The organism is Micromonospora sp. NBC_00898 (genome assembly GCF_045207895.1).
Classification (GTDB): domain Bacteria; phylum Actinomycetota; class Actinomycetes; order Mycobacteriales; family Micromonosporaceae; genus Micromonospora.
Genome location: NZ_CP108775.1, coordinates 2,776,148 through 2,796,895, shown reverse-complemented (window position 1 = coordinate 2,796,895; position 20,748 = coordinate 2,776,148). Strand labels below are relative to the sequence as shown.

General features: G+C 73.8%; 18 protein-coding genes and 2 pseudogenes. 16 read left to right on the top strand and 4 right to left on the bottom strand.

The window, feature by feature from the left end; genetic code table 11:
• Positions 1-78: 78 nt before the first annotated feature.
• Together OG799_RS13690 and OG799_RS13685 are read left to right on the top strand one after the other, a co-directional pair.
• The gene (locus OG799_RS13690) at positions 79-765 is read left to right on the top strand and encodes a DUF305 domain-containing protein (protein WP_406045410.1); all 687 of its coding nucleotides are present in this window, start codon (positions 79-81) and stop codon (positions 763-765) included.
• Between the two features lie 311 nt (positions 766-1,076).
• Positions 1,077-1,256: pseudogene (locus OG799_RS13685) on the top strand (hypothetical protein); the annotation flags it as partial.
• Positions 1,257-1,320: 64 nt separating this feature from the next.
• On the opposite strand, the gene OG799_RS13680 reads toward OG799_RS13685, so the two are convergent.
• Positions 1,321-2,715 (bottom strand): serine/threonine-protein kinase, encoded by a 1,395-nt coding sequence (locus OG799_RS13680; RefSeq protein ID WP_406045409.1) that lies wholly within the window; start codon positions 2,713-2,715, stop codon positions 1,321-1,323.
• Between the two features lie 557 nt (positions 2,716-3,272).
• Here OG799_RS13680 and OG799_RS13675 point away from each other — a divergent pair.
• The 10 genes from OG799_RS13675 (at position 3,273) to OG799_RS13630 (ending at position 10,964) form a co-directional block, all read left to right on the top strand.
• Positions 3,273-3,896 (top strand): RNA polymerase sigma factor, encoded by a 624-nt coding sequence (locus OG799_RS13675; RefSeq protein WP_406045408.1) that lies wholly within the window; start codon positions 3,273-3,275, stop codon positions 3,894-3,896.
• Positions 3,897-3,911: 15 nt separating this feature from the next.
• Complete coding sequence (locus OG799_RS13670; protein WP_406045407.1) at positions 3,912-4,658, top strand: hypothetical protein; 747 nt, start codon at positions 3,912-3,914, stop codon at positions 4,656-4,658.
• A gap of 153 nt (positions 4,659-4,811) precedes the next feature.
• Positions 4,812-6,047: an ergothioneine biosynthesis glutamate--cysteine ligase EgtA gene (egtA, locus tag OG799_RS13665; protein WP_406045406.1), complete on the top strand. Its 1,236-nt coding sequence runs from the start codon at positions 4,812-4,814 to the stop codon at positions 6,045-6,047.
• Positions 6,044-7,381: an ergothioneine biosynthesis protein EgtB gene (egtB, locus tag OG799_RS13660; RefSeq protein WP_406045405.1), complete on the top strand. Its 1,338-nt coding sequence runs from the start codon at positions 6,044-6,046 to the stop codon at positions 7,379-7,381. The genes egtA and egtB overlap by 4 nt, the downstream gene beginning before the upstream one ends.
• A gap of 16 nt (positions 7,382-7,397) precedes the next feature.
• Positions 7,398-8,144: an ergothioneine biosynthesis protein EgtC gene (egtC, locus tag OG799_RS13655; RefSeq protein WP_406045404.1), complete on the top strand. Its 747-nt coding sequence runs from the start codon at positions 7,398-7,400 to the stop codon at positions 8,142-8,144.
• 55 nt (positions 8,145-8,199) lie between these two features.
• On the top strand, positions 8,200-9,165 hold the full coding sequence (gene egtD / locus OG799_RS13650; protein WP_406045403.1) for an L-histidine N(alpha)-methyltransferase: 966 nt from the start codon (positions 8,200-8,202) through the stop codon (positions 9,163-9,165).
• Positions 9,166-9,413: 248 nt separating this feature from the next.
• Positions 9,414-10,001, top strand: a complete 588-nt coding sequence (locus tag OG799_RS13645) for a TMEM165/GDT1 family protein (protein ID WP_406045402.1) — start codon at positions 9,414-9,416, stop codon at positions 9,999-10,001.
• 65 nt (positions 10,002-10,066) lie between these two features.
• Positions 10,067-10,435 (top strand): DUF1622 domain-containing protein, encoded by a 369-nt coding sequence (locus tag OG799_RS13640; protein WP_406045401.1) that lies wholly within the window; start codon positions 10,067-10,069, stop codon positions 10,433-10,435.
• Positions 10,432-10,764: a hypothetical protein gene (locus tag OG799_RS13635; protein WP_406045400.1), complete on the top strand. Its 333-nt coding sequence runs from the start codon at positions 10,432-10,434 to the stop codon at positions 10,762-10,764. The genes OG799_RS13640 and OG799_RS13635 overlap by 4 nt, the downstream gene beginning before the upstream one ends.
• Positions 10,761-10,964, top strand: a complete 204-nt coding sequence (locus tag OG799_RS13630; protein ID WP_406045399.1) for a hypothetical protein — start codon at positions 10,761-10,763, stop codon at positions 10,962-10,964. Before OG799_RS13635 ends, OG799_RS13630 begins: the two co-directional genes overlap by 4 nt.
• Positions 10,965-11,041: 77 nt before the next feature.
• Here OG799_RS13630 and OG799_RS13625 read toward each other — a convergent pair whose 3' ends face one another.
• A complete protein-coding gene (locus tag OG799_RS13625; protein WP_406045398.1) occupies positions 11,042-11,626 on the bottom strand; it encodes a polysaccharide biosynthesis protein in 585 nt (194 codons plus the stop codon).
• Positions 11,627-12,434: 808 nt separating this feature from the next.
• Here OG799_RS13625 and OG799_RS13620 point away from each other — a divergent pair.
• Complete coding sequence (locus tag OG799_RS13620) at positions 12,435-13,895, top strand: polysaccharide biosynthesis tyrosine autokinase (RefSeq protein WP_406045397.1); 1,461 nt, start codon at positions 12,435-12,437, stop codon at positions 13,893-13,895.
• Here the strand turns inward: OG799_RS13620 and OG799_RS13615 are convergent.
• Positions 13,876-14,430: a low molecular weight phosphatase family protein gene (locus tag OG799_RS13615; protein ID WP_406045396.1), complete on the bottom strand. Its 555-nt coding sequence runs from the start codon at positions 14,428-14,430 to the stop codon at positions 13,876-13,878. The genes OG799_RS13620 and OG799_RS13615 overlap by 20 nt on opposite strands.
• Positions 14,431-14,574: 144 nt before the next feature.
• On the opposite strand from OG799_RS13615, the gene OG799_RS13610 reads away from it, so the two are divergent.
• The 3 genes from OG799_RS13610 (at position 14,575) to OG799_RS13600 (ending at position 18,330) form a co-directional block, all read left to right on the top strand.
• A complete protein-coding gene (locus OG799_RS13610; RefSeq protein WP_406045395.1) occupies positions 14,575-15,822 on the top strand; it encodes a glycosyltransferase family 4 protein in 1,248 nt (415 codons plus the stop codon).
• 96 nt (positions 15,823-15,918) lie between these two features.
• Positions 15,919-17,715, top strand: a complete 1,797-nt coding sequence (locus OG799_RS13605) for a DUF4012 domain-containing protein (RefSeq protein ID WP_406045394.1) — start codon at positions 15,919-15,921, stop codon at positions 17,713-17,715.
• Positions 17,716-17,889: 174 nt separating this feature from the next.
• Positions 17,890-18,330 carry a protein-tyrosine phosphatase family protein gene (locus OG799_RS13600; protein WP_406045393.1) on the top strand — a complete coding sequence of 147 codons (441 nt, stop codon included), beginning with the start codon at positions 17,890-17,892 and terminating at the stop codon, positions 18,328-18,330.
• A gap of 20 nt (positions 18,331-18,350) precedes the next feature.
• Here OG799_RS13600 and OG799_RS13595 read toward each other — a convergent pair.
• Positions 18,351-20,625, bottom strand: a pseudogene (locus OG799_RS13595) (ATP-binding cassette domain-containing protein).
• Positions 20,626-20,748 lie beyond the last annotated feature (123 nt).

The window sequence follows — 20,748 nt, the reverse complement described above, 5'->3', positions numbered from 1 at the left end:
TCAATGTGATCTGGGTCACATCTAGCGCGGTTGGTCTATGGATAGGATCGCTCTCACCTCGATCGGAGGGAGTGGCGCATGACCGGCCGACGTGGACGCGTACTGATCGCCGTCACAGCAGCGGCCCTGATGCTCGTCGCCCTCGGCGTGGCACTGCGGAGCCGGGACGATCCCGCGCCGACGGCGGCCCGGCCGGTCGCGGCGGCGAGCCCGTCGTCCACCGTCGACGTACCGCCGGTCATCGTCCCCGGGCGGCCCGGTGAGTCGGCGGTGGCCCGCCCGGCGCAGGAGGTCCGCGACGCCGCGCCACCCCGCTTCAACAGCCTCGACGTCTGGTTCGTCCGGATGATGATCCCGCACCACCAGCAGGCCCTGGAGATGGCCGCGCTCGCCCCGGAACGGGCCGCCGACCCGCGGGTACGCGCCGTCGCCGACCGCATCCGGGCCGCCCAGGGGCCGGAGATCGGCCTGATGCGCGGCTGGCTCGCCGCCCGGGACCTGCCCGCCGAGGTGCCCGGCCACGACCACGGCACCATGCGGGGCATGCAGTCCCCGGAGGCCATGCGACGGCTCGCCGCCGCCCGGGGCGCGGACTTCGACCGGCTCTTCGTCCAGATGATGACCGAGCACCACCAGGGCGCCGTCGCGATGGCGACCGACCTGCTCAAGGTCGGCGCGGACCTGACCATGTCCGAGTTCGCCAACTCCGTCGCCACCGAACAGGGCGTCGAGATCACCCGGATGCGCGAACTGCTCGCCTCCTGAGCCCTCCCGTTTCGCGGACGAGAGGGACGCACGCCCCTGGCTGGCGACCGGGGCCGACGACACGATCGGGCCGGTGCTGCACGAACTCACCGCCGCCCTGCGCCGGGAGGGGCTGATCCCGGTGACCATCGAAAGGTTCGCCTGACGGCTCACCGGGGCCGCCCCTGGTAGGTCCCGCACTGCCTTTGGAGCTGACTCGTCTGCGATATCACGCCTCCGCGTCGCTGATACTGGTAGGAAGCGCCTCCGCTACGGGCCCCTCCGTGCCAAGGTCCTCCATCCCCACTCCGCAAGGTCCACCGTGGTCCACCGTCAGCGCGGGCGCGATGGCCGTGGTCGCCCGGATCGGCGGGGACTTCACCCTGGTCCTGCCGTGGGGGAGGCTCGGCCTGATCCTCGCGGTGGCGGTGCTGGCCGCGCTCGCCGCCTCCGTCCTGCCGGCCCGGCGGGCGCTGGCCCGGCCGGTGGTCGAGGCGCTCGGTGCGGAGTGACGCCGACCCCCGCAACGGCAACGCTCCGGCCCGCGGTCGCGGGCCGGAGCGTGGTCGGCTCAGCTCAGGTGGTGCCCTCGGCCGGCGGGTTCGGCGGGGTGCTCTCCGTCGTCGGCGGCGGGTTCGGCGGGGTGCTCTCCGTCGTCGGCGGCGGGTTCGGCGGGGTGCTCGTCGTGGTCGGCGGCGGGTCGACGGGCGCGGAGCTCGACGGGCTGCCCGACGGTGCCGGGTCGGCGGTCGCGCTCGGCACCGCGCTCGGCGTCGCCGAGGGCGAGACGGACGGCCGCGTGCCCGGGCCGATCGGGCGGTAGGTCCGGCCGTTCTGGTCGGTGGGCGTGACCTCGTTGACCACGGGTTCCTCGCCGGCGCCCCCACTGGGCGCGACCCCGGACGACGTGGGCGGGATGGTGGTGGCCGGGTTGTTGTTTACCGACTTCGCCGCGCCGAGCGCCGCGCCGAGGGCGGTCAGCGCCACCAGCACCGCGGCGAGCGCGCCGACCAGGGTGCCGCGTCGGCCCCGGCGGCCCACCGGGGGGACCGTGGCCAGCGGCGCCGCGGCCGTCAGGTCGTTCCGGGTGTTGGTCGGGCCGGTCGGCCGGCGCAGCGCGACCGGCACCGTGGCGGTGGGCGAATCGGAAACCGTGGCGCGGGCCGCCGCCGCCATCGCGGCGCCGGTCGGGAAACGGTCGGCCGGGTCTTTCGCCAGCGCCCGGGCGACCAGCTCGCGGACCGGCGCCGGGATGTCGGGCGACAGCTCCGGCGGCGCGTCGTCGAGATGGCGCACGGCGACCTGGAGCGGGTTGTCGCCGGTGAACGGCGGGCCGCCGGTCAGGCAGCAGTACGCGACCGCGCCGAGCGCGTAGATGTCGGTGGCGCCGGAGACCGGGCGGCCGGCGGCCTGCTCGGGAGCCATGTAGAGGGCGGTGCCGGGCACCGCGTTGGTGCTGGTGATGCTGGTGACGTTGGTCGACCGGGCCACGCCGAAGTCGACCAGCACCACGCTGCCGTTGTCCTGCACCAGCAGGTTGCTCGGCTTGACGTCCCGGTGCACGATGCCGCGGGCGTGCGCCGCGTGCAGGGACTGGGCCACCTGCGCCACGATCGACATCGTCTCGGCGACCTCGAGCTGCCCGGCGGCTTCGATCCGGCGGGAGAGTGGCTCGCCCTCGACGAACTCCATGACCAGGTAGTCGGCGCGGCTGCCGTCGGGCAGCTCGTCCATGCCGGAGTCGAAGACCTGCACGATGCCGGGGTTGCGCAGCGAGGCCATGATCCGGGCCTCGGCCCGGAACCGGGCGATGAAGTCGGGGTCGGACACCAGCGCCGGAAGCAGGACCTTCACTGCGACCTGACGGCCCAGCACCAGGTCCGTGGCACGCCAGACGTCGCCCATGCCGCCGGTGGCGACACGTTCGTCCAGGCGGTACCGACCGCTGAGTACGACTTCCGATGACAACACCCCAATACCGTACCCAGAGCGATCGCGGAGTATTTCCCGCGATCTCCCCGGTCGCGGGCGGCGGCCGGCCCCGGGTCGATCCGCCGAACGGTCACCGACACCCGCGCCTTTCGGTTGACCGTGACGGCACCGGTACGATCGGCCAGGAATGGGGGCCGAAGGGTTCGTATGTCCGACTTCCAGACACCTCCTTCGCTCGTTCGCCCCCTGATCCGAGCGCCGGAGCGTCCGGCGGGCGTCTGTCGTTACGCCGACTCGCCGTTGTCGACCGTAGATAAATCTCACTCTCTCCCGGTTGAACGGCAACTTGTCCCACCCCCGATCGACTCCTAGCGTTAGCCCGGCTCCGGGCCGCCCCAGGACGCCGGTACGGTATGTCCGCCGACGGCCGTGCTCCGCGGCGTTGTCCACATGTGCCGTCCGCCGCTGCGGCGTCGGACGCGATCAGGTCAGCGGGGGGCTGATGGTGCGGGTGGTGGTCCGATTGGCGGACAGGGCGGGCGTCGGCCACGCCGGCTCCGGCACGGGTCGACCCGCGGATTCGGGACGGCGGGCCCATGACGGCTGAGCTGAGCGAGGCGGTCGTCGCCGCGCAGGCCGGGGACGAGGAAGCCTTCCGCTTCCTCTACCGCAGCCTGCAGCCCGGCCTGCTGCGCTATCTCACCGCACTGGTCGGCGCGGACGCCGAGGACGTCGCCTCGGAGACCTGGCTGCAGATCTCCCGGGACCTGCCCAGCTTCACCGGCGGCGAGTTCCGGGCCTGGACGGTGACGATCGCCCGCAACCGCGCCATGGACCACCTGCGCCGGCAGCGCCGCAGGCCGTCGCTGCCGGTGCCCGTGCAGGCGCTCAGCGAGCTGGCCGGGGACGCGGACACCGCCGAACGGGCCGGCGAGACCATCGGCACCGAGGCGGCGCTCGCGCTGATCGCCACCCTGCCACCCAGGGAGGCCGAGGCGGTGCTGCTCCGGGCCGTGATCGGGCTCGACGCGGAGACCGCCGGGCGGGTCCTCGGCCGGCGCCCCGGCGCGGTCCGCACCGCCGCCCACCGGGGCCTGCGCCGGCTCGCCGCGTTGCTCGAACGCGCCGAACCGGACCAGCCGTCAAGCCCACCCCGCCCCCGTACCGGCCGGGGACGGCAGGCGCCCAGTGCGCCGCACGCCGAGCCGGCGGACGGATGACGTGAGGGGATTCCGATGAGCTTTCGCCGGTCCGACGGACCCGCCGACCGGGCGGAGTCCGAGCGTCTCCTCGACGCGGCCCGCGACCGCCGACCCGCGGCCGACGCCGACCCGCTGCGGCACCTGCTCGCCGCCGCCGCCGCTCCCGCGAACCCGGGCGAGCTGTCCGGGGAGGAACAGGCCCTGGCCGCGTTCCGGGCGGCCCGTACGGCGCCCGCGCCGGTGCCGGCGCGAGCACCCCGACCCCGGAGGTTGCGGGCCCACGCGGCGGCCTGGGTCGCCGGGCTCGCCGCCACCGCCACCGCCGGCGTCGCCTTCGCCGCGGTCAGCCTCGAGCGCCCCGAGGAGCCGACGCTCCCACCCGCACCCAGCTCGCCGGGCTGGTCCGGCTCCGGCGTCGACAGCTCGCCGCCGCGCACTCGGGACGCCGACCCGACCGGGAGCGAGCCCGGCGCTTCGGCCACCACGACCCCGAGCGCCACCGGCGCCGGGCCGGGCGAATCGGCGGGTACGCCGAGTCTGACCGGGCATTGCCGGGCGTACCTCGCCAAGTCTGCCCCGCAGCGCGCCAAGGCGCTGGAGACGCCCGGCTTCGCCGACCTGGTGACCGCCGCCGGGGGCGCCGACAACGTCGAGGACTACTGCCTGCGGCTGGTGCCGGAGGCGAGCCCTAAGGCCTCGACCAGCGCTGGTGCCGCCAAGTCGACCCGACCCACTCCCGCCGCGCCGACCGGGAAGCCGAGCACCGGCGGCGACGGCTGAGTCGCCGATCCGGACAAAAATTCATCTCTACGGGCGCGCGGAATCCGTCTGCTAGACAGAAGATGGTGGGACCGCGGGGAGCCGGTCGGGCACGGTCGGTGACGGTGTGGTCGACGCAGCGGTCGGGACCCGCACGGAGAAGGGAGCCGTCTCTTGGTGATGTCACCGGAGCTGGACCGGATCACCGTCCTGCGGGACACGGCCGGGGCGGTCGGGCACATCGCCAGGATCTGCTTCAAGACCGGCCCACCCCGGTTCACCGGCGTCGAACTGGAATGGACCGTGCACGACGCGGCGGATCCGGCCCGCCCCGTCGACCGTGAACGACTGCGCCGGGCCCTGGGGCGGCACAGCCCCGCCACCATCGGCGGGACGAGCCCCGCCGAGCCGCTCCCCGGCGGCGGCAGCGTGACCGTGGAGCCGGGCGGGCAGGTGGAGATCTCCACCCCGCCGCGATCGTCGGTCGCCGCGCTGATCGCGGCCACCGAGGCCGACATCGCCGGGCTGACCGCCGTGCTGGACGCCGCCGGCCTGGTCCTGGGCCACACCGGCATCGACCCCTGGCGAGCCCCCCGCCCGGTCGTGGAAACCCCGCGCTACCAGGCCATGCGCTGCGTCTTCGACCGGCGCGGGCCGGCCGGTCGGACCATGATGTACAGCACCGCCGGGCTCCAGGTCTGCCTGGACGCCGGCGAGCCGGAGCGGCTGGCCGAGCGGTGGGCGGCGGTGCACGCGGTGGGGCCGCCGCTACTGGCCGCGTTCGCCACCGCCGACCGGCACGCCGGCCGCCGTACCGGCTGGGCCTCGGCCCGGATGGCCGCCTGGCTGGCCATCGACCCGCCCCGGACCCGACCCGTCTGGTCCCCCGCCCGGCCCGACCGGGACCCGATCGCCGCCTGGACGGAGTACGTCCTCGCCGCGCCGCTGCTCTGCCTGCGCGACGACGGTCCGGACTGGACGCCGCCGGCCGGGGTCACCTTCGCCGACTGGCTCGCCGGGGCGCTGCCCCGGCCACCCACCACCGACGACCTGGAATACCACGTCAGCACGCTCTTCCCGCCGGTCCGCCCCCGCGGCTACCTGGAGGTCCGCTACCTGGACGCCCAGCCCGGTCGGGAGTGGACGCTGCCGGTCGCGGTGCTGGCCGCCCTGTTCACCGATCCGGGCACCACCCGGACCGCGCTGACCGTCGCCGCGCCGGTCGCCGACCGCTGGCACGCGGCCGCCCGGTACGGCCTGGCCGACCGGCCGCTCGCCGAGGCGGCGGCGGCCCTGTTCGACCTGGCCCTGGCGGCCCTGCCACGGCTGGAGCTGCCGGCGGGCCGGCACGAGGAGACGAGCCGAGGGATCCGGCGGCGCCGCGCCGCCGCGGAGAGGGGGTACCGGTGACGACGACCGAGCGGCCGGACACGGAGGCGGAGCGGCTGCGCACCCGGATCGCGGCGGAGCTGGAGCGGACCCGCGCCCGCACCGCCCGGCTCACCGAGGCGGTGGACGACGACGACCTGATGCGGCAGCACTCGCCGCTGATGTCTCCGCTGGTCTGGGACCTGGCCCACGTCGGCAACCAGGAGGAGCTCTGGCTGGTCCGCGACGTCGGCGGCCGCCCACCGGTCCGGCAGGACATCGACGACCTGTACGACGCGTTCAAGCAGCCCCGCAAGGACCGTCCGTCGCTGCCGCTGCTGCCGCCCGCCGAGGCGCGGGCCTACGTGAGCACGGTCCGGGACAAGGTGTACGACCTGCTCGACGGCATCCGCTTCGCCGAACGGGAGCTCGTCGCCGAGGGGTTCGCGTTCGGGATGATCGTGCAGCACGAGCAGCAGCACGACGAGACCATGCTGGCCACCCACCAGCTGCGCTCCGGGCCGCCGGTGCTGGACGCGCCACCGCCGCCGCCGCCGCGGGCCCGGGTGGCCGGCGAGGTGCTGGTGCCGGCCGGCCCGTTCACCATGGGCACCTCCACCGACCCGTGGGCGCTGGACAACGAGCGCCCCGCGCACACCGTCGAGCTGCCCGCCTACGCCATCGACGCCGCGCCGGTCACCAACGGCTGGTACCGCCAGTTCATCGCCGACGGCGGGTACGACGAGCCGCGCTGGTGGAGCGAGGCCGGCTGGCGGCACCGCACCGAGGCGGGGCTGACCGCGCCGATGCACTGGCGGCGCGACGGCGACGGCTGGGCGTACCGGCGGTTCGGCCGCTGGTCGCCGGTCCGCGACGACGAGCCGGTGGTGCACGTCTGCTTCTTCGAGGCGGAGGCGTACGCGGCCTGGGCCGGCCGGCGGCTGCCCACCGAGGCGGAGTGGGAGAAGGCGGCCCGCTGGGACCCGGCGACCGGCTGGTCCCGCCGCTATCCGTGGGGAGACGAGGACCCCACCGCCGAGCACGCCAACCTGGGGCAGCGGCACCTGTGGCCGGCGCCGGTCGGCGCGTACCCGGCGGGAGCCTCGCCGCTCGGCGTGCACCAGCTGATCGGCGACGTCTGGGAGTGGACCTCGGCGACCTTCCGGGGGCACCCGGGCTTCGCCGCGTTCCCGTACCGGGAGTACTCGGAGGTCTTCTTCGGCGACGACCACCGGGTGCTGCGGGGCGGTTCGTTCGGCACCGACAAGGCGGCCTGCCGGGGCACCTTCCGCAACTGGGACTACCCGATCCGGCGGCAGATCTTCAGCGGGTTCCGCTGCGCCCGTGACGCCCGGCCCGAGGAGGCGCACGGGTGAGCGGCGGTGCCGCCTGATGTGTCGCCACCTCGCGTACCTCGGGCCGCCGGTCAGCCTGCGGTCGCTGCTGTACGACCCGCCGTACTCGCTGCTGCGGCAGTCCTGGGCGCCCCGGGACATGCGCGGCGGCGGCACGATCAACGCCGACGGCTTCGGCGTCGGCTGGTACCCGGGCGAGGGCGAGCCGGTCCGCTATCGGCGCGCCCAGCCGCTCTGGGCCGACACCACCCTGCCCGAGCTGGCCGCCGCGACGGTGACCGGCGCGGTGCTGGCCGCCGTCCGCTCGGCCACCGTCGGGATGCCGGTGCAGGAGAGCGCTGCCGCGCCCTTCGCCGAGGGGCGCTGGCTGTTCAGCCACAACGGGGTGGTCCGGGGCTGGCCGGACGCGGTGGTCCCGCTCGCCGCCGAGCTGCCGGTCCGTGACCTGCTCACGCTGGACGCGCCGACCGACGCCGCGCTGCTCTGGGCGCTGGTCCGGCAGCGGCTGCGGGCCGGCGACGATCCGGCTGTGGCGGTGGCCGCGACGGTGGCGGCGGTCGCGGTCGCCGCCCCGGGCTCCCGGCTGAACCTGTTGCTGACCGACGGCCGGACGGTGGTGGCCAGCGCCGCCGGGCACGCGCTGTCGGTCCGGACCGCCGGGGATTCGGTGCTGGTGGCCTCCGAGCCCCTCGACGACGACCCCGACTGGCGGCCGGTGCCGGACGGGCAGCTGGTGGTTGCCACCCGGGCCAAGGTGCGCACGCGCGCGCTCACGGGCGGGTGATGGCGGAGTTTTTCGCAGGTGGGACAGGGACGTTCGCCAACCGAAGGGACACCTCATGAGCGCGGAGCCACTGGAGATCTACCTGGAGGAGCAGGACCTCGGCCGCAGTCTGCGGGAGGATGTGCGGTTCGGGCTGACCGCCGAACCGAAGTGGCTGCCACCGAAGTGGTTCTACGACGCCAGGGGCAGCCATCTCTTCGAGGAGATCACCCGGCTGCCGGAGTACTACCCGACCCGGGCCGAGCGGGCGGTGCTGGCCGAGCGGGCCGGCGAGATCGCCGAACGCACCGGCGCGAAGACGCTGATCGAGCTGGGGTCCGGCTCGTCGGAGAAGACCCGGCTGCTGCTGGACGCCTTCACCCGCCGCGGCGGGCTGGGCACCTTCGTGCCGCTGGACGTGTCGATCAGCGCGCTGCGGCAGTCCACCGCGGAGATCGCCGCCGACTATCCGGGGCTGCGGGTACGCGGGATCGTCGGCGACTTCACCCGGCAGCTGGACCGGCTGCCCACCGGCGGCCGGCGGCTGGTGGTCTTCCTCGGTGGGACGATCGGCAACCTGCTGCCGGTCGAGCGGGCGGAGTTCCTGACCTCGATGCGCGCGGCGCTGGAGGCCGGCGACTGGCTGCTGATCGGCACCGACCTGGTCAAGGACCCGAAGGTGATGGTGCCGGCCTACGACGACACGGCCGGGGTGACCGCGGACTTCAACCGCAACGTGCTCCGGGTGATCAACCGGGAGCTGGGCGCGAACTTCGACCCGGAGGCGTTCGCCCACGTGGCCGTCTGGGATCGGGAGCACGAGTGGATCGAGATGCGGCTGCGCGCGGAGCGCCCGATGCGGGTGCGGGTGCTCGACCTGGACGTCGAGTTCGCCGCGGGGGAGGAGCTGCGGACCGAGATTTCGGCGAAGTTCCGGCCCGAGGGGCTCGCGACCGAGCTGACCGGCGCCGGCTTCGCCACGGAGGCATTCTGGACCGACCCGGACGGCCTGTTCGGGGTCACGCTCGCCCGGGCCGACTGAACGGCGGCGCGGCCGGGCGCCGTCGCGGGTGACCCTGTTCACCCGCGACGGCCGGTGGCGGGCGGGGTGGGCTAGGCTGTCCGCCGCGAAGGGGAGTAGCCCCCAATGACGTGGTCGACATACTGGTGCGTTCCGCATCCGGCCACGCGGCCCCGGTTTCCGGGGCGGGCGAGACCTTCGACTCAGGCTGTCGCAGCCGGGTCGAGGGCGCCCCCGTACCTCCTCCCGGCTTGATCGGGAAGGTTCACATGGACGGTTTCCTCGTCGCGCTGGTGATCAGCTTCGGCGTCATCTTCGTCGCCGAGCTGGGTGACAAGTCCCAGCTCATGGCCCTGACGTTCGCCACGCGGTTCAAACCCGTGCCGGTGCTGATCGGCATCACCGTGGCCACCGCGGTCGTGCACCTGGCGTCGGTGGCGATCGGGTACGGACTCAACGCCGCCCTGCCCACCGCCTGGATCTCGCTGATCGCCGGCCTGGCGTTCCTCGCCTTCGGCGCGTGGACCCTGCGGGGCGACAAGCTCACCGAGGAGGAGAAGCGCAAGGCCGAGAAGACCGGCAAGTCGGCGATCGTCGCCGTCGGTGTCGCGTTCTTCCTGGCCGAGCTGGGCGACAAGACGATGCTCGCCACCATCACCCTGGCCACCAAGTACGGCTGGTTCGGCACCTGGCTCGGCTCCACGCTCGGCATGGTGGCCGCCGACGCGCTGGCCATCCTGGTCGGCCGGCTGCTCGGCCGGCACCTGCCGGAGAAGGCCATCCGGTACGGCGCCGCGGTGCTCTTCGCCATCTGCGGCCTCTGGCTGATCTTCGAGGCGGTCGCCGAGCTGCCCTGATCGCCCGGGCGGGTCGGGCTCCGCGCCGGCCGACTACTGCCGGCCGCGCCGGGTAACGCCCCGGGGTGCGGTGGTCGGAGGTCCTGCGCCACGGCGACGAGATCGTGGTCGCCGTGGTGGAGGTCGCCGGCGCGTTGATCATCTTCATCGGGGCGCTCTGGGCGGCGTCGCGGTTCGTGGCCATGGGCCTGCGGCACCGCGACGCCGCCCTGTTCACCCCGATCCGGCTCTCCCTGGGCCGGTTCCTCACCCTCGGGCTGGAGTTCCAGCTGGCCGCGGACATCCTGCGTACCGCGGTGTCGCCGACCTTCACCCAGATCGGGCAGCTCGCAGCGATCGCCACCATCCGGACCGCGCTGAACTTCTTCCTCCGCAGGGAGATCACCCAGGAGCAGCGGCAGGTTGGCCAGGCGGGCGGCGGGCCGGCGCCGTGACCGGCGCGCTGCCGGACCTGACCACCGGGCTGGCCTTCCTCGCCGGGTTCGCCGCGCTGGTCACCACCGGTTCCTGGCGGGCCGCGCTGCGGGTCCTGCTGGACCTGCTGGTGGCCGCCGGGCTGCTGCGCCTCTCCCTCGCGGGCGGCTGGTCGGCGCTGGCGGTGGCGGCGGCCGTCGTGGCGCTGCGGCACGTCCTCTGGGCGGTCCTGGCCGCCGGCGCGCCGGGCCCGGCCGCAACATCGCCGCCGCGCTGCGGGGGAGACGATCAGCGCCTAGCGTTGGCGGCGAGAGGCGAACACGGAGCAGACCGGAGGTCAACCGCATGAGCAGGCACGACGAGCCCAACGAGTACGGCTTCGCCGGTGACCCCACCGCCCCCGAGCCGCCGGCCGGCGGGCGTCCCGACGAGCAGGACCGGGCCGAGGAGATCGCGGTGCCGGGCGACGACTTCACGGAGCCGTTCGCCGACGCGCTGGAGGAGACCGAGGAGACCGAGGAGGAGCGTGCGGCCGAACGCCGGCGCTGAGCCGTGGCGTCCGGCCGGGTGCGGACCGGACGCGGTGGGACGCCCGGACGGCTGGGCCGTCCCACCGCGGGAGCCGGTCAGCGCGGGCCGTGGGTGACCGTGATCGGCACCCCGGCCTCGATCTGCGCCTGGAACGCGGTCAGCACCGATCCGCGGCTGCCGAGCACGTTGCCGAACCGGACACTGAGGTACGCCCCGTCGAGCTGGGCCGAGTGGGCGGTGAGTCGCTCGGTGATCCGCTTGGAGTAGCCGAGCACGCTGACCGGATTGGCCGCCTTGCCGGTGGAGATGTTGACGAACTTGGCCACCTCCCGGCAGGCCTCCAGGACGTTCAGGTGCCCCACACGTTGGTCTTGATCGCCTCGCCGGGCGTGCAGCGCCGACTCGTCCCGGTCCAGCATGATCAGCTCACCGGGCTCGCAGCGGGCGATCTGCCGGCACAGCTCCGAGCCGATGGAGCCACCCGCCCCGGTGACGAGGACCCGCCGACCGGCCAACCCGTTGCGTTCCACCGCCAGGTCGGCCACCCGCTCCCCCCGGCCGAGCAGGTCGGTGATCTGCATGTCCCGTACGTCGGTCACCGCCACCGGCCGGTCCAGCAGCTCGCGTACCGGGGGGAGCACCTTGAACGCGGCGTCCGCCTGGAGGGTCCGGCTGCGCACGTCGCGCAGCAACCTGGCGTCCGAGCCCCCATCGAGAAGATCACGGTACGCGCCCGGGCCCGGCGGACGGCCTCGGCGATCTCCTTCCGGCCACCCAGCACGCGTAGCCCCGCCAGGCGCAGGCGGTGGTGTCCGGAGTGGTCGTCGAGCAGTCCGACCGGGACGTACCGGCTGCGCGGGTCGCCGAGGAGCACCCGGGCGAGCCGTTCGCTGGCCTCGTCCACGCCGTAGACGAGACACCGTTCCGTGCCACGGACCGGGCGCCGCCTGGCGCTCCCGTTGGGCGCGCCAGGCGGCCCGGGCCGCCCCATCAGGAGCAGGGCGACGGCGGTGCCCACCAGCGGAGTGCTGGCCGGCGCGCATCGATCGGGTGCCGCGCGCCGACCCGGGAGCGGACCACGTTGATCGCGACGGGGACCGCCGCGCAGGCGAGCGCGGCGGACAGCACCCGGACGGACTGGGCCGGGTCAGGCCGAATTCGAAGCGGGTCTACGCGGCACCCAGGAAACCGGCGCACCAGGCGACCGTGTCCAGCGTTAACAGAGGCGGGGTGGCGCGCGGTGGGTGGCTCCGGCGCGGGGTGCTGCGGCTGCCTCGGCGGTGGTGGCTTCGCGATCCATGGTCTGCCCTCTACGTCTGATCCGAGAATGGGAGGATTTGGTACTTATATGCCGGTCTGATCGTCTACATTCGTTGAGTCGTTCACCGAGAAGGATGAGTGCTTTAGATCCTGGCACGTGTGCTGGTCGTCTTAGGGAGGTTTCGTGCGGTTTTTCCGGATAGCTGGCTCGACGCGAGGGGAGTTGTGATGGACGTTCGCAGCCACCTGCGCCTGATCCGACGCCACTGGTGGATCGTTCTGGTCACCCTGATGGTGGCGCTGGGTTCGGCCGCCCTCGTGACGGTCCGGACCCCACCCCGGTACGTGGCCTCGGTGACCTTCTTCGTCACCACGCCCAGCCAGGGCGTAGCCGACGCCTACCAGGGCGGGCTCTTTCTCCAGCAGCGCGTGAAGTCGTACGTCGACCTGCTCACCAGCGACCGGCTGGCGCAGAGCGTGGTGGCCGAGAACCCGGTCGGTCTCACCGCCGGCCAGGTGCAGCGGCGGGTCACCACTTCCACCGAGGCGGGCACGGTGCTGCTGAAGGCGACGGTCACCGACACCGACCAGACCCGCGCGCTGAAGATCACCGAGACCCTCGCCGCCAAGTTCGTGGAGCTGGTCCAGAAGGTGGAGACGCCACCGAACGCCACGGCCTCCCCGATCAAGCTGGAGGTGGTCAGCGGACCCCGGGTGAGCTCCAGCCCGGTCTCCCCCCAGCCGGTGCGCAACCTGGCCGTCGGGGGCGTGCTCGGCCTGCTGCTCGGCATGGCGCTCGCCGTGCTCCGCGGGCTGGCCGACGTGCGGATGCGGGACGCCGCCGCGCTCCAGCGGGTGACCGGCAGCCCGCTGCTGGGAGAGATCCCGTTCGAGAGCGACGCCCGGAGCGCCCCGCTGATCGTCGGCGAGGCGGCGAACTCGGCGCGCGCGGAGGCGGTCCGCAAGCTCCGCACCAACCTGCGCTTCGTCGACGTGCACGAGCCGGCCCGGGTCATCGCGGTGACCAGCGCCCTCCAGGGCGAGGGCAAGACCACCATGGCCTGCAACACGGCCATCGCGCTGGCCGAGGCGGGCTGGCGGGTGCTGCTCATCGACGCTGACCTACGCCGGCCCAAGGTCGCCGACTATCTCGCCCTCGACGGTGGCGTCGGCCTCACCGACGTCCTCGTCGGCGACGTCCAGGTCGGCGACGTCGTCCAGCGCTGGGGCGACAAGTCCCTGCTGGTGCTCCCCAGCGGGTCCACGCCGCCCAACCCGAGCGAGCTGCTCGGTTCCAAGGCGATGGCGGACCTGCTGCTCACCCTGCGGGAGTCCGCGGACATCGTGGTCATCGACACCGCGCCGCTGCTGGCCGTGACCGACGGGGTCGTGGTGGCGGTGCAGGCCGATGGTGCCCTGCTGATCACCCAGCAGGGGCGGACCTCGCGCCGCCAGGTGGCCGCCGCCGCCCGGTCGCTGCACTCGGTCTCGGTCCGGCTGCTCGGCTGCGTGCTGAACATGGCGAAGATGCCGAAGGCGGACGCCTACCAGTACGAGGCGTACCGGGTGACCTTGCCGCCCGCGCCGTCCGGGCCCGCCGACCGGGCGCCCGCCGCCCGGCGGGGCGAGCGCCGCGGGACGGGCCGGGGCAGCGATCCGACTCAGGAACTCACCCGGCTGTCCCGATGAGCGCCAGCACGGGTCTGATCGACTGCTCGATCTCCTCGGCGCAGCGCCGGAAGTCCGCCGGCGTGCCACCGATCGGGTCACGCAGATCGTCCGCGCCGGGGGCGGCGGGTTGCAGCCGCCCCCGGGCGCGGGCCGCCGCCTCGACCGCCGCCCGCAGCGGTCGGCCGGCCGGGTCCGTCGGCGGTTCCGCCGCGGCGGCCAGCCGGGCGAACTGGCGGAGCGTGAAGGTCCGGTGCAGCACCTCCGGGGCCAGCGCCGTGCAGAGCGAGCGCTGGCGCCGGGTCGCGGTCAGCACCACCGTGGCCGCCGTCAGGTGTTCCGGGCGCAGTTTTCGGGCGCGGAAACCGGTGGGGTCGGCGCCGGTCCCGGCCGCGACGTCGATCGCGTACGGGTGCATGGGCGTCCCGTCGACGGCGTCGGTGCCCGCGCTGGCCACCGTGACCGGGTGTGCGGCGAGCAGCCGGCGCGCGATGTACTCCGCCATCGGTGACCGGCACATGTTGGCGTGGCAGACGAAGAGCACTTCGTCGACCATCGGCACCCCTCTCGTCGACGCGGTCGCGGGACGGTTCGCCGCGACGGTGGTGCTCCGGCGGTCGCGGCCGGACGCGGAGGGGTTGTCGGCATCGTACGGGGTGCCCATGGCTCGGTGGCGGGCCGCCGCGCCGGGGGCCGGCGCATGAAGATCGGCATCCTGTCGTACCACTTCCCGCCGGAGCCGGCGTTCATCCCCGGCAGCCTGGCGGAGGAGCTCGCCGCCCGCGGCCACGAGGTCCGCGTGCTCACCGGCTTCCCGGACTACCCCGGCGGGCACGTCTATCCCGGCTGGCGGCAGCGCTGGCGGCACCAGACGCGCAGCGAGCGGCTGACCGTCCGCCGGGTGCCCCGGTACGCCGGGGGCGACGGGTCCGCCCGAGCGCGGATGGCCAGCTGGCTGTCGTTCGCCGGCAGCGTCGCGCTCACCGGCCGGCGTTACCTCGGTGACATCGACGCCCTGTACGTCTTCCAGCTCCCGGCGGTAACCTTCGCCGCCGCCGGCCTGCTGCGGCTGCTCGGCCGGGTGCCGACCGTGCTGCACGTGCAGGACGTGTGGCCGGAGGACGACGAGTCCCGCAGCGCCGACACCCGGCGCTGGTCGGGGCGGGTCGGCGCCACCCTGCGCCGGCTCTACTCGGAGGCCGACGGCATCGCGGTCAGCGCGCCGTCCATGCGGGACCTCGTCTCCGACGGCGGCGCCGACCCGGGTCGGGTCCGGATCGTGCTCAACTGGACCGACGAGCGGATCTTCCAGCCGACCCAGCCGAGTCGGGCCGCCAGGCGGCTGATCCGCCGGGACGGCCGGTGCGTGGTCATGCACGCCGGGACGATCGGCGTACGGCAGGGTCTGGAGACCGCGGTGCGCGCGGCGGCGGCCCTGGACGACCGGCTGGACCTCGTCCTGGTCGGCTCCGGCGCGGAGGAGCGGCGGGTGCGGGGGCTCGCCGCCGAGCTGCGGGCGGACAACGTCCGCTTCGTGGATCGGCGCTCACCGATCGACATGCCGGAGCTGTACGCGGCGGCCGACTACCAGCTGGTGATGCTGCGAGACCTGCCCGAGCTGCGCGGCATGGTGCCCGGGAAGCTGCAGGCCGCCCTCTCCTGCGCCTCGCCGGTGGTGGCCTCGGCCGGCGGTGACACCGTCGCGCTGGTCGAACGGGCCCGGGCGGGACTCTCCTGCCCGCCGGAGGACTGGGCCGCGCTGGCGGACCGGTTCTGGCTGGCCTCCGCGATTCCGCCGCCGGCCCGCGCGGACATGGGCCGCCGGGGACGCGAGGCGTACCTACGGGAGATGTCACTGCGGGCCGGGGTCGACCGGATCGAGCAGATGCTCTACGACGTCTCGGCGCGGGCCGCCCGGGCGGATCGGCGAGGCGAACAAACCTCGTAAAAAGCACTACACCCGTAAAGAGCGTTGATACGCCACTTGACCACCGGTAATATGTGGCAGAAATCGACCGAACGTCACTTCTATCCGTTTTTTGGAGTGGAGAGTGGTGTGGCGGAGCGCGGGGTGTCGCGTCGTCGACGGAGCGGTTCCCGCCGACGGACCAGGGCGCGGATACGCCGGGCCCTGCTCACCTGCCTGGTGGTCGGCTCGCTGCTGCTGCTGACCGGCGGGTGGGTCGGCTTCCGGGGCTGGCAGGCGCGGGCGCACCTGCTCAACGCCGCCGGCCTGGCCCGGGAGCTCAGCTCCGAGGTGGTCGGTGGGGACGCGGGTCGGGCCCAGCGCACCCTCGCCGCGCTCCAGGAGCAGGCCGGCGCCGCCCGCGGTGCGACCGGCGACCCGGGCTGGTGGCTCGGCCAGCGGAGCCCGTACGCCGGGGAAGACCTGACGGCGGTGCGCCAGATCGCGGTGGCGACCGACGACCTCGCCCGGCGGGCCTTCCCGACCCTGCTCCGGATCGACCTCGCCTCCCTGGTGCCCCGCGAGGGTCGTCTCGACCTGGCCCGGCTCCGTTCCGTCGCCACCGAGCTGTCGGCGGCCGACCAGGCGGTCCGGGAGACCGGGGAGCGGCTGCGCGCGGTACCCGTCGACGACCTCGTCGGGCAGGTGCGGGACACGCTCACCGGCCTGCGCGCGGAGATCGACCGGCTCGTGGAGCTCACCGCCGCCGCGGACCAGGGCGCCCGGCTGCTGCCGCCGCTGCTCGGCGCCGACGGCCCCCGGCGTTACCTGCTCGTCTCCCAGAATCTCGCGGAGCTGCGCGCCACCGGCGGCATGATCGGCGCGTACTCGGTGATCCAGGCCGAGGGCGGGCGGGTTCGGATGACGGCCCCGGGCTCCAGCGCCGGGCTGCGCCCCTTCGACCCGCCACTGCGCATCGACCCGCAGGTGCGGCAGCTCTGGACCGACCTGCCGGGCAGGTATCCGGCGGACGTGAATCTCGTCCCGGACTTCCCGACCGCGGCCAGCCTCTACCGGGAGATGGTCCGACGGCGTAGCGGGACCACGGTGGACGGTGTCCTCGCGGTGGATCCGGTGGTGTTGTCGTACCTGCTGACGGTGACCGGGCCGGTGCCCATGCCGGGCAACGCGCCCCTCGCGGGGAGCACGGTGGTCCGGGCGTTGCTCAGCGACGCCTACCGGGACCTCGACTCCCAAGCGCAGGACGCCTACTTCGCCGCCGCGGCGTCGGCGGTCTTCGACACGTTCCTCAACAGGAGCGTCAACCCCCGACAACTTCTGACCGTTTTCAACCGGTCTATTACCGAACGCCGGATGTTGTTCTGGAGTGCCCATCCCGAGGAGCAGCGCGTCCTGGGCGACAGCCGGTTGACCGGGACGCTCCCCGGGAAGGACACCGTGCCGACGGTCGGCGTGTTCCTCAACGACGGCAGCGGCGCGAAGCTCGGCTACTACCTGCGGTTCTCGGCGCATCTGACGGTCGGTGACTGCCAGTCCGACGGCCGGCGGGAGCTCCGGCTCCGGGTCGCCGTGCACTCCACCGCGCCGCGTTCGGGCCTGTCCAAGTCGGTCACCGGTCTGGCCCGCTCCAGCGATCCGTACACCGCCCGCACCCTGCTGTCGGTGTACAGCCCGGCCGGTGGGGCGGTGCTCGGCGGCCGCCTCGACGGGAGGACCGCCGCGATGAGCAGCGGGACCGACCGCCGGCGGCAGGTGGCGGTCGCGACGGTCGAGGTACGGCCCGGGGCCACCCGGACCCTCGACCTCGCGCTGCTCACCGGGAAGACCGGCGCCGGCACCGCCGAGTTGCAACTCACCCCAACCGCCACCCCGTGGACCACCCAAGTTATTACCGCAACAAGCTGTGATCAGTAGGAGGGGAGTATCACCGGCCAGGTCCTGCCGCCCTGCGCCACGCCGCCGTGAGCGCCTCGGGCTGGGTGGTCGCTGACCGATCGCACCGGGCAGGGCCCGGATCTGAACGCGGTGCCCGCCGGACAACCGTCCGGCGGGCATCCCGGCATTCGCGATGGCGGCACAATGGGAACGATGGCGGCGGAGTCCTGGGAGGACCGGGCCGGGCTGGTGACGCTGCCCGGTGGCGCCGTCGTGCGCGGACGGCGAATCGGTGACCGCGCCTCGCCGGCCGACTTCGCCCTGCTGCTCGCCCCCGGGCCGCTCCCCGCCTGGCCGCACCGGCGGATCCGCTGGCCGGACTTCTGGCTGCCGCTGGACCGCGCCGACGCGCTCGACGCGCTGTGCGAGGCACGGCGGCGGGCGTACGCCGGGCAGCGGGTGGAGATCGCCTGCCGGGGCGGTGTCGGCCGGACCGGCACCGCGCTGGCCGCGCTCGCCGTCCTCGACGGGCTGCCCGCGGACCGGGCGGTGGCCTGGGTCCGCGCCCGCCACCACCCGCGCGCCGTGGAGACGCCATGGCAGCGGCGCTGGCTCCGGCGGGTCGACCCGTCCCGCGACCGCACCGCCCGCTGACCAGGCTGCGGGACGGCCGGTCAGCCGGAGAAGTACCGGCGCAGGTGGCGGGCGGTGACGGTGTCGCCGTGCGCGACCAGGTCGGCGGGGGTGCCGGTGAAGACCACCCGGCCGCCGTCGTGGCCGGCGCCCGGGCCGAGGTCGACGATCCAGTCGGCGTGCGCCATCACCGCCTGGTGGTGCTCGATCACGATCACCGTGTTGCCGGCGTCGACCAGCCGGTCCAGCAGCGCGAGCAGCTGGTCCACGTCGGCCAGGTGCAGCCCGGTGGTCGGCTCGTCCAGCACGTAGATGCCGGCCTTCTCCGCCATCCGGGCGGCCAGCTTCAGCCGCTGCCGCTCACCGCCGGAGAGCGTGGTGAGCGGTTGGCCGAGACCAAGGTAACCGAGGCCGACGTCGGCGAGCCGGTCGAACACCGCGCGGGCCGCGCCCGTGGCAAAGAACTCCCGGGCCTCGGTGACCGACATGGCCAGCACCTCGCTGATGTTCTTCCCGCGCAGCCGGTACGCCAGCACCTCGTCGGTGTAGCGGCGCCCCTCGCAGCGCTCGCAGACCGTGGCCACGCCGGCCATCATCGCCAGGTCGGTGTAGACCAGCCCGATGCCCCTGCAGGTCGGGCAGGCGCCCTCGGAGTTGGCGCTGAACAGCGCAGCCTTGACTCCGTTGGCCTTGGCGAAGGCGGTCCGGATCGGGTCGAGCAGGCCGGTCCAGGTCGCCGGGTTGCTGCGCCGGGAGCCGCGGATCGCGGGACTGGTCCACCACGACCACGCCGTCCCGGCGCGGCAGCGAGCCGTGGATCAGCGAGCTCTTGCCCGAGCCGGCCACCCCGGTCACCACGGTCAGCACCCCCAGTGGCAGGTCCACACTGACCTCCCGCAGGTTGTGCAGGTCGGCGTTGCGGATCGGCAGGTGTCCGGTCGGGCGGCGGACCGGGTCGCGCAGCGCCGCCCGGTGGTCGAGGTGGCGGCCGGTCAGGGTGTCCGAGCGCCGCAGGCCGGCGACGTCACCGGCGTAGCAGATCCGGCCGCCGGCCGAGCCGGCGCTCGGCCCGAGGTCGACCACGTGGTCGGCGATCGCGATGGTCTCCGGTTTGTGTTCGACCACCAGCACCGTGTTGCCCTTGTCGCGCAGCCGCAGCAGCAGGTCGTTCATCCGGGCGATGTCGTGCGGGTGCAGCCCGACCGTCGGCTCGTCGAAGACGTACGTCACGTCGGAGAGGCTCGAGCCGAGGTGGCGGACCATCTTGACCCGCTGCGCCTCGCCACCGGAGAGCGTCGCGGACTCCCGGTCCAGACTGAGATAGCCCAGCCCGATCTCCACCAGCGAGTCCAGCGTCTCGCGGAGGTTGCCCACCAGCGGGGCCACCGCCGGGTCGCCGATGCCCCGGACGAACTCGGCCAGGTCGCTGATCTGCATCGCGGCGCACTCGGCGATGTTGCGCCCGGCGATCCGGGCGGAGCGGGCCGCGGCGTTGAGCCGGGCGCCGCCGCAGTCGGCACAGGTGGTGAAGGTGACCGCCCGGTCGACGAAGGCGCGGATGTGCGGCTGCATCGACTCGCGGTCCTTGGCCAGGAACAGCCGGCGCACCTTGACCGCGAGGCCCTCGTACGTCCAGTTGTTGCTGCCCATCTTGATCTTCGTGGCCGGCTTGTGCAGGAAGTCCTGCCACTGCTGCTCGGTGTAGTCCTGGAGCTTGACGTCGGGGTCGAACAGGCCGGAGCCGACGATCGTCTGCCAGTACCACGAGTCGACGGCGAAGTTGGGCACCAGGATCGCGCCGTCGTTGAGCGAGCGTTCCACGTCGACCATCGCGTGCACGTCCAGGTCGGAGACCCGGCCCAGCCCCTCACAGGTGGGGCACATGCCCTCGGCGAGGTTGAAGCTGAACGCGCCCGCCCCGCCGACGTGCGGGGTGCCGAGCCGGCTGAACACGATGCGGAGCATGGCGTACGCGTCGGTGGCGGTGCCCACGGTGGAGCGGGAGTTCGCGCCCATCCGCTCCTGGTCGACCACGATCGCCGGGGTGAGGTTGCGCAGCGAGTCCACCTCCGGTCGGGACAGGCTCGGCATGAACGACTGGAGAAAGGCGCTGTAGGTCTCGTTGATCAGGCGCTGCGACTCGGCCGCGATGGTCCCGAAGACCAGCGAGGACTTGCCGGAGCCGGAGACCCCGGTGAAGACGGTGAGCCGGCGCTTGGGGATGTCCACGGAGACGGCGGCGAGATTGTTTTCCCGGGCCCCGCGTACCTCGATCATGTCGTGGCTGTCGGCGGTGGACGGTGCTGGCTGCTGCATGCGGACCCTTCAGCGATCGGGGGCAGGGCGGAGCCCGACCCGGTTCCTGGGGTGGCCTGGCCGGTTTCAATTGTCCCATTCATGTCCTTAGGGAGACTTTCGTCGCTCACGCCGTGCGGGCCG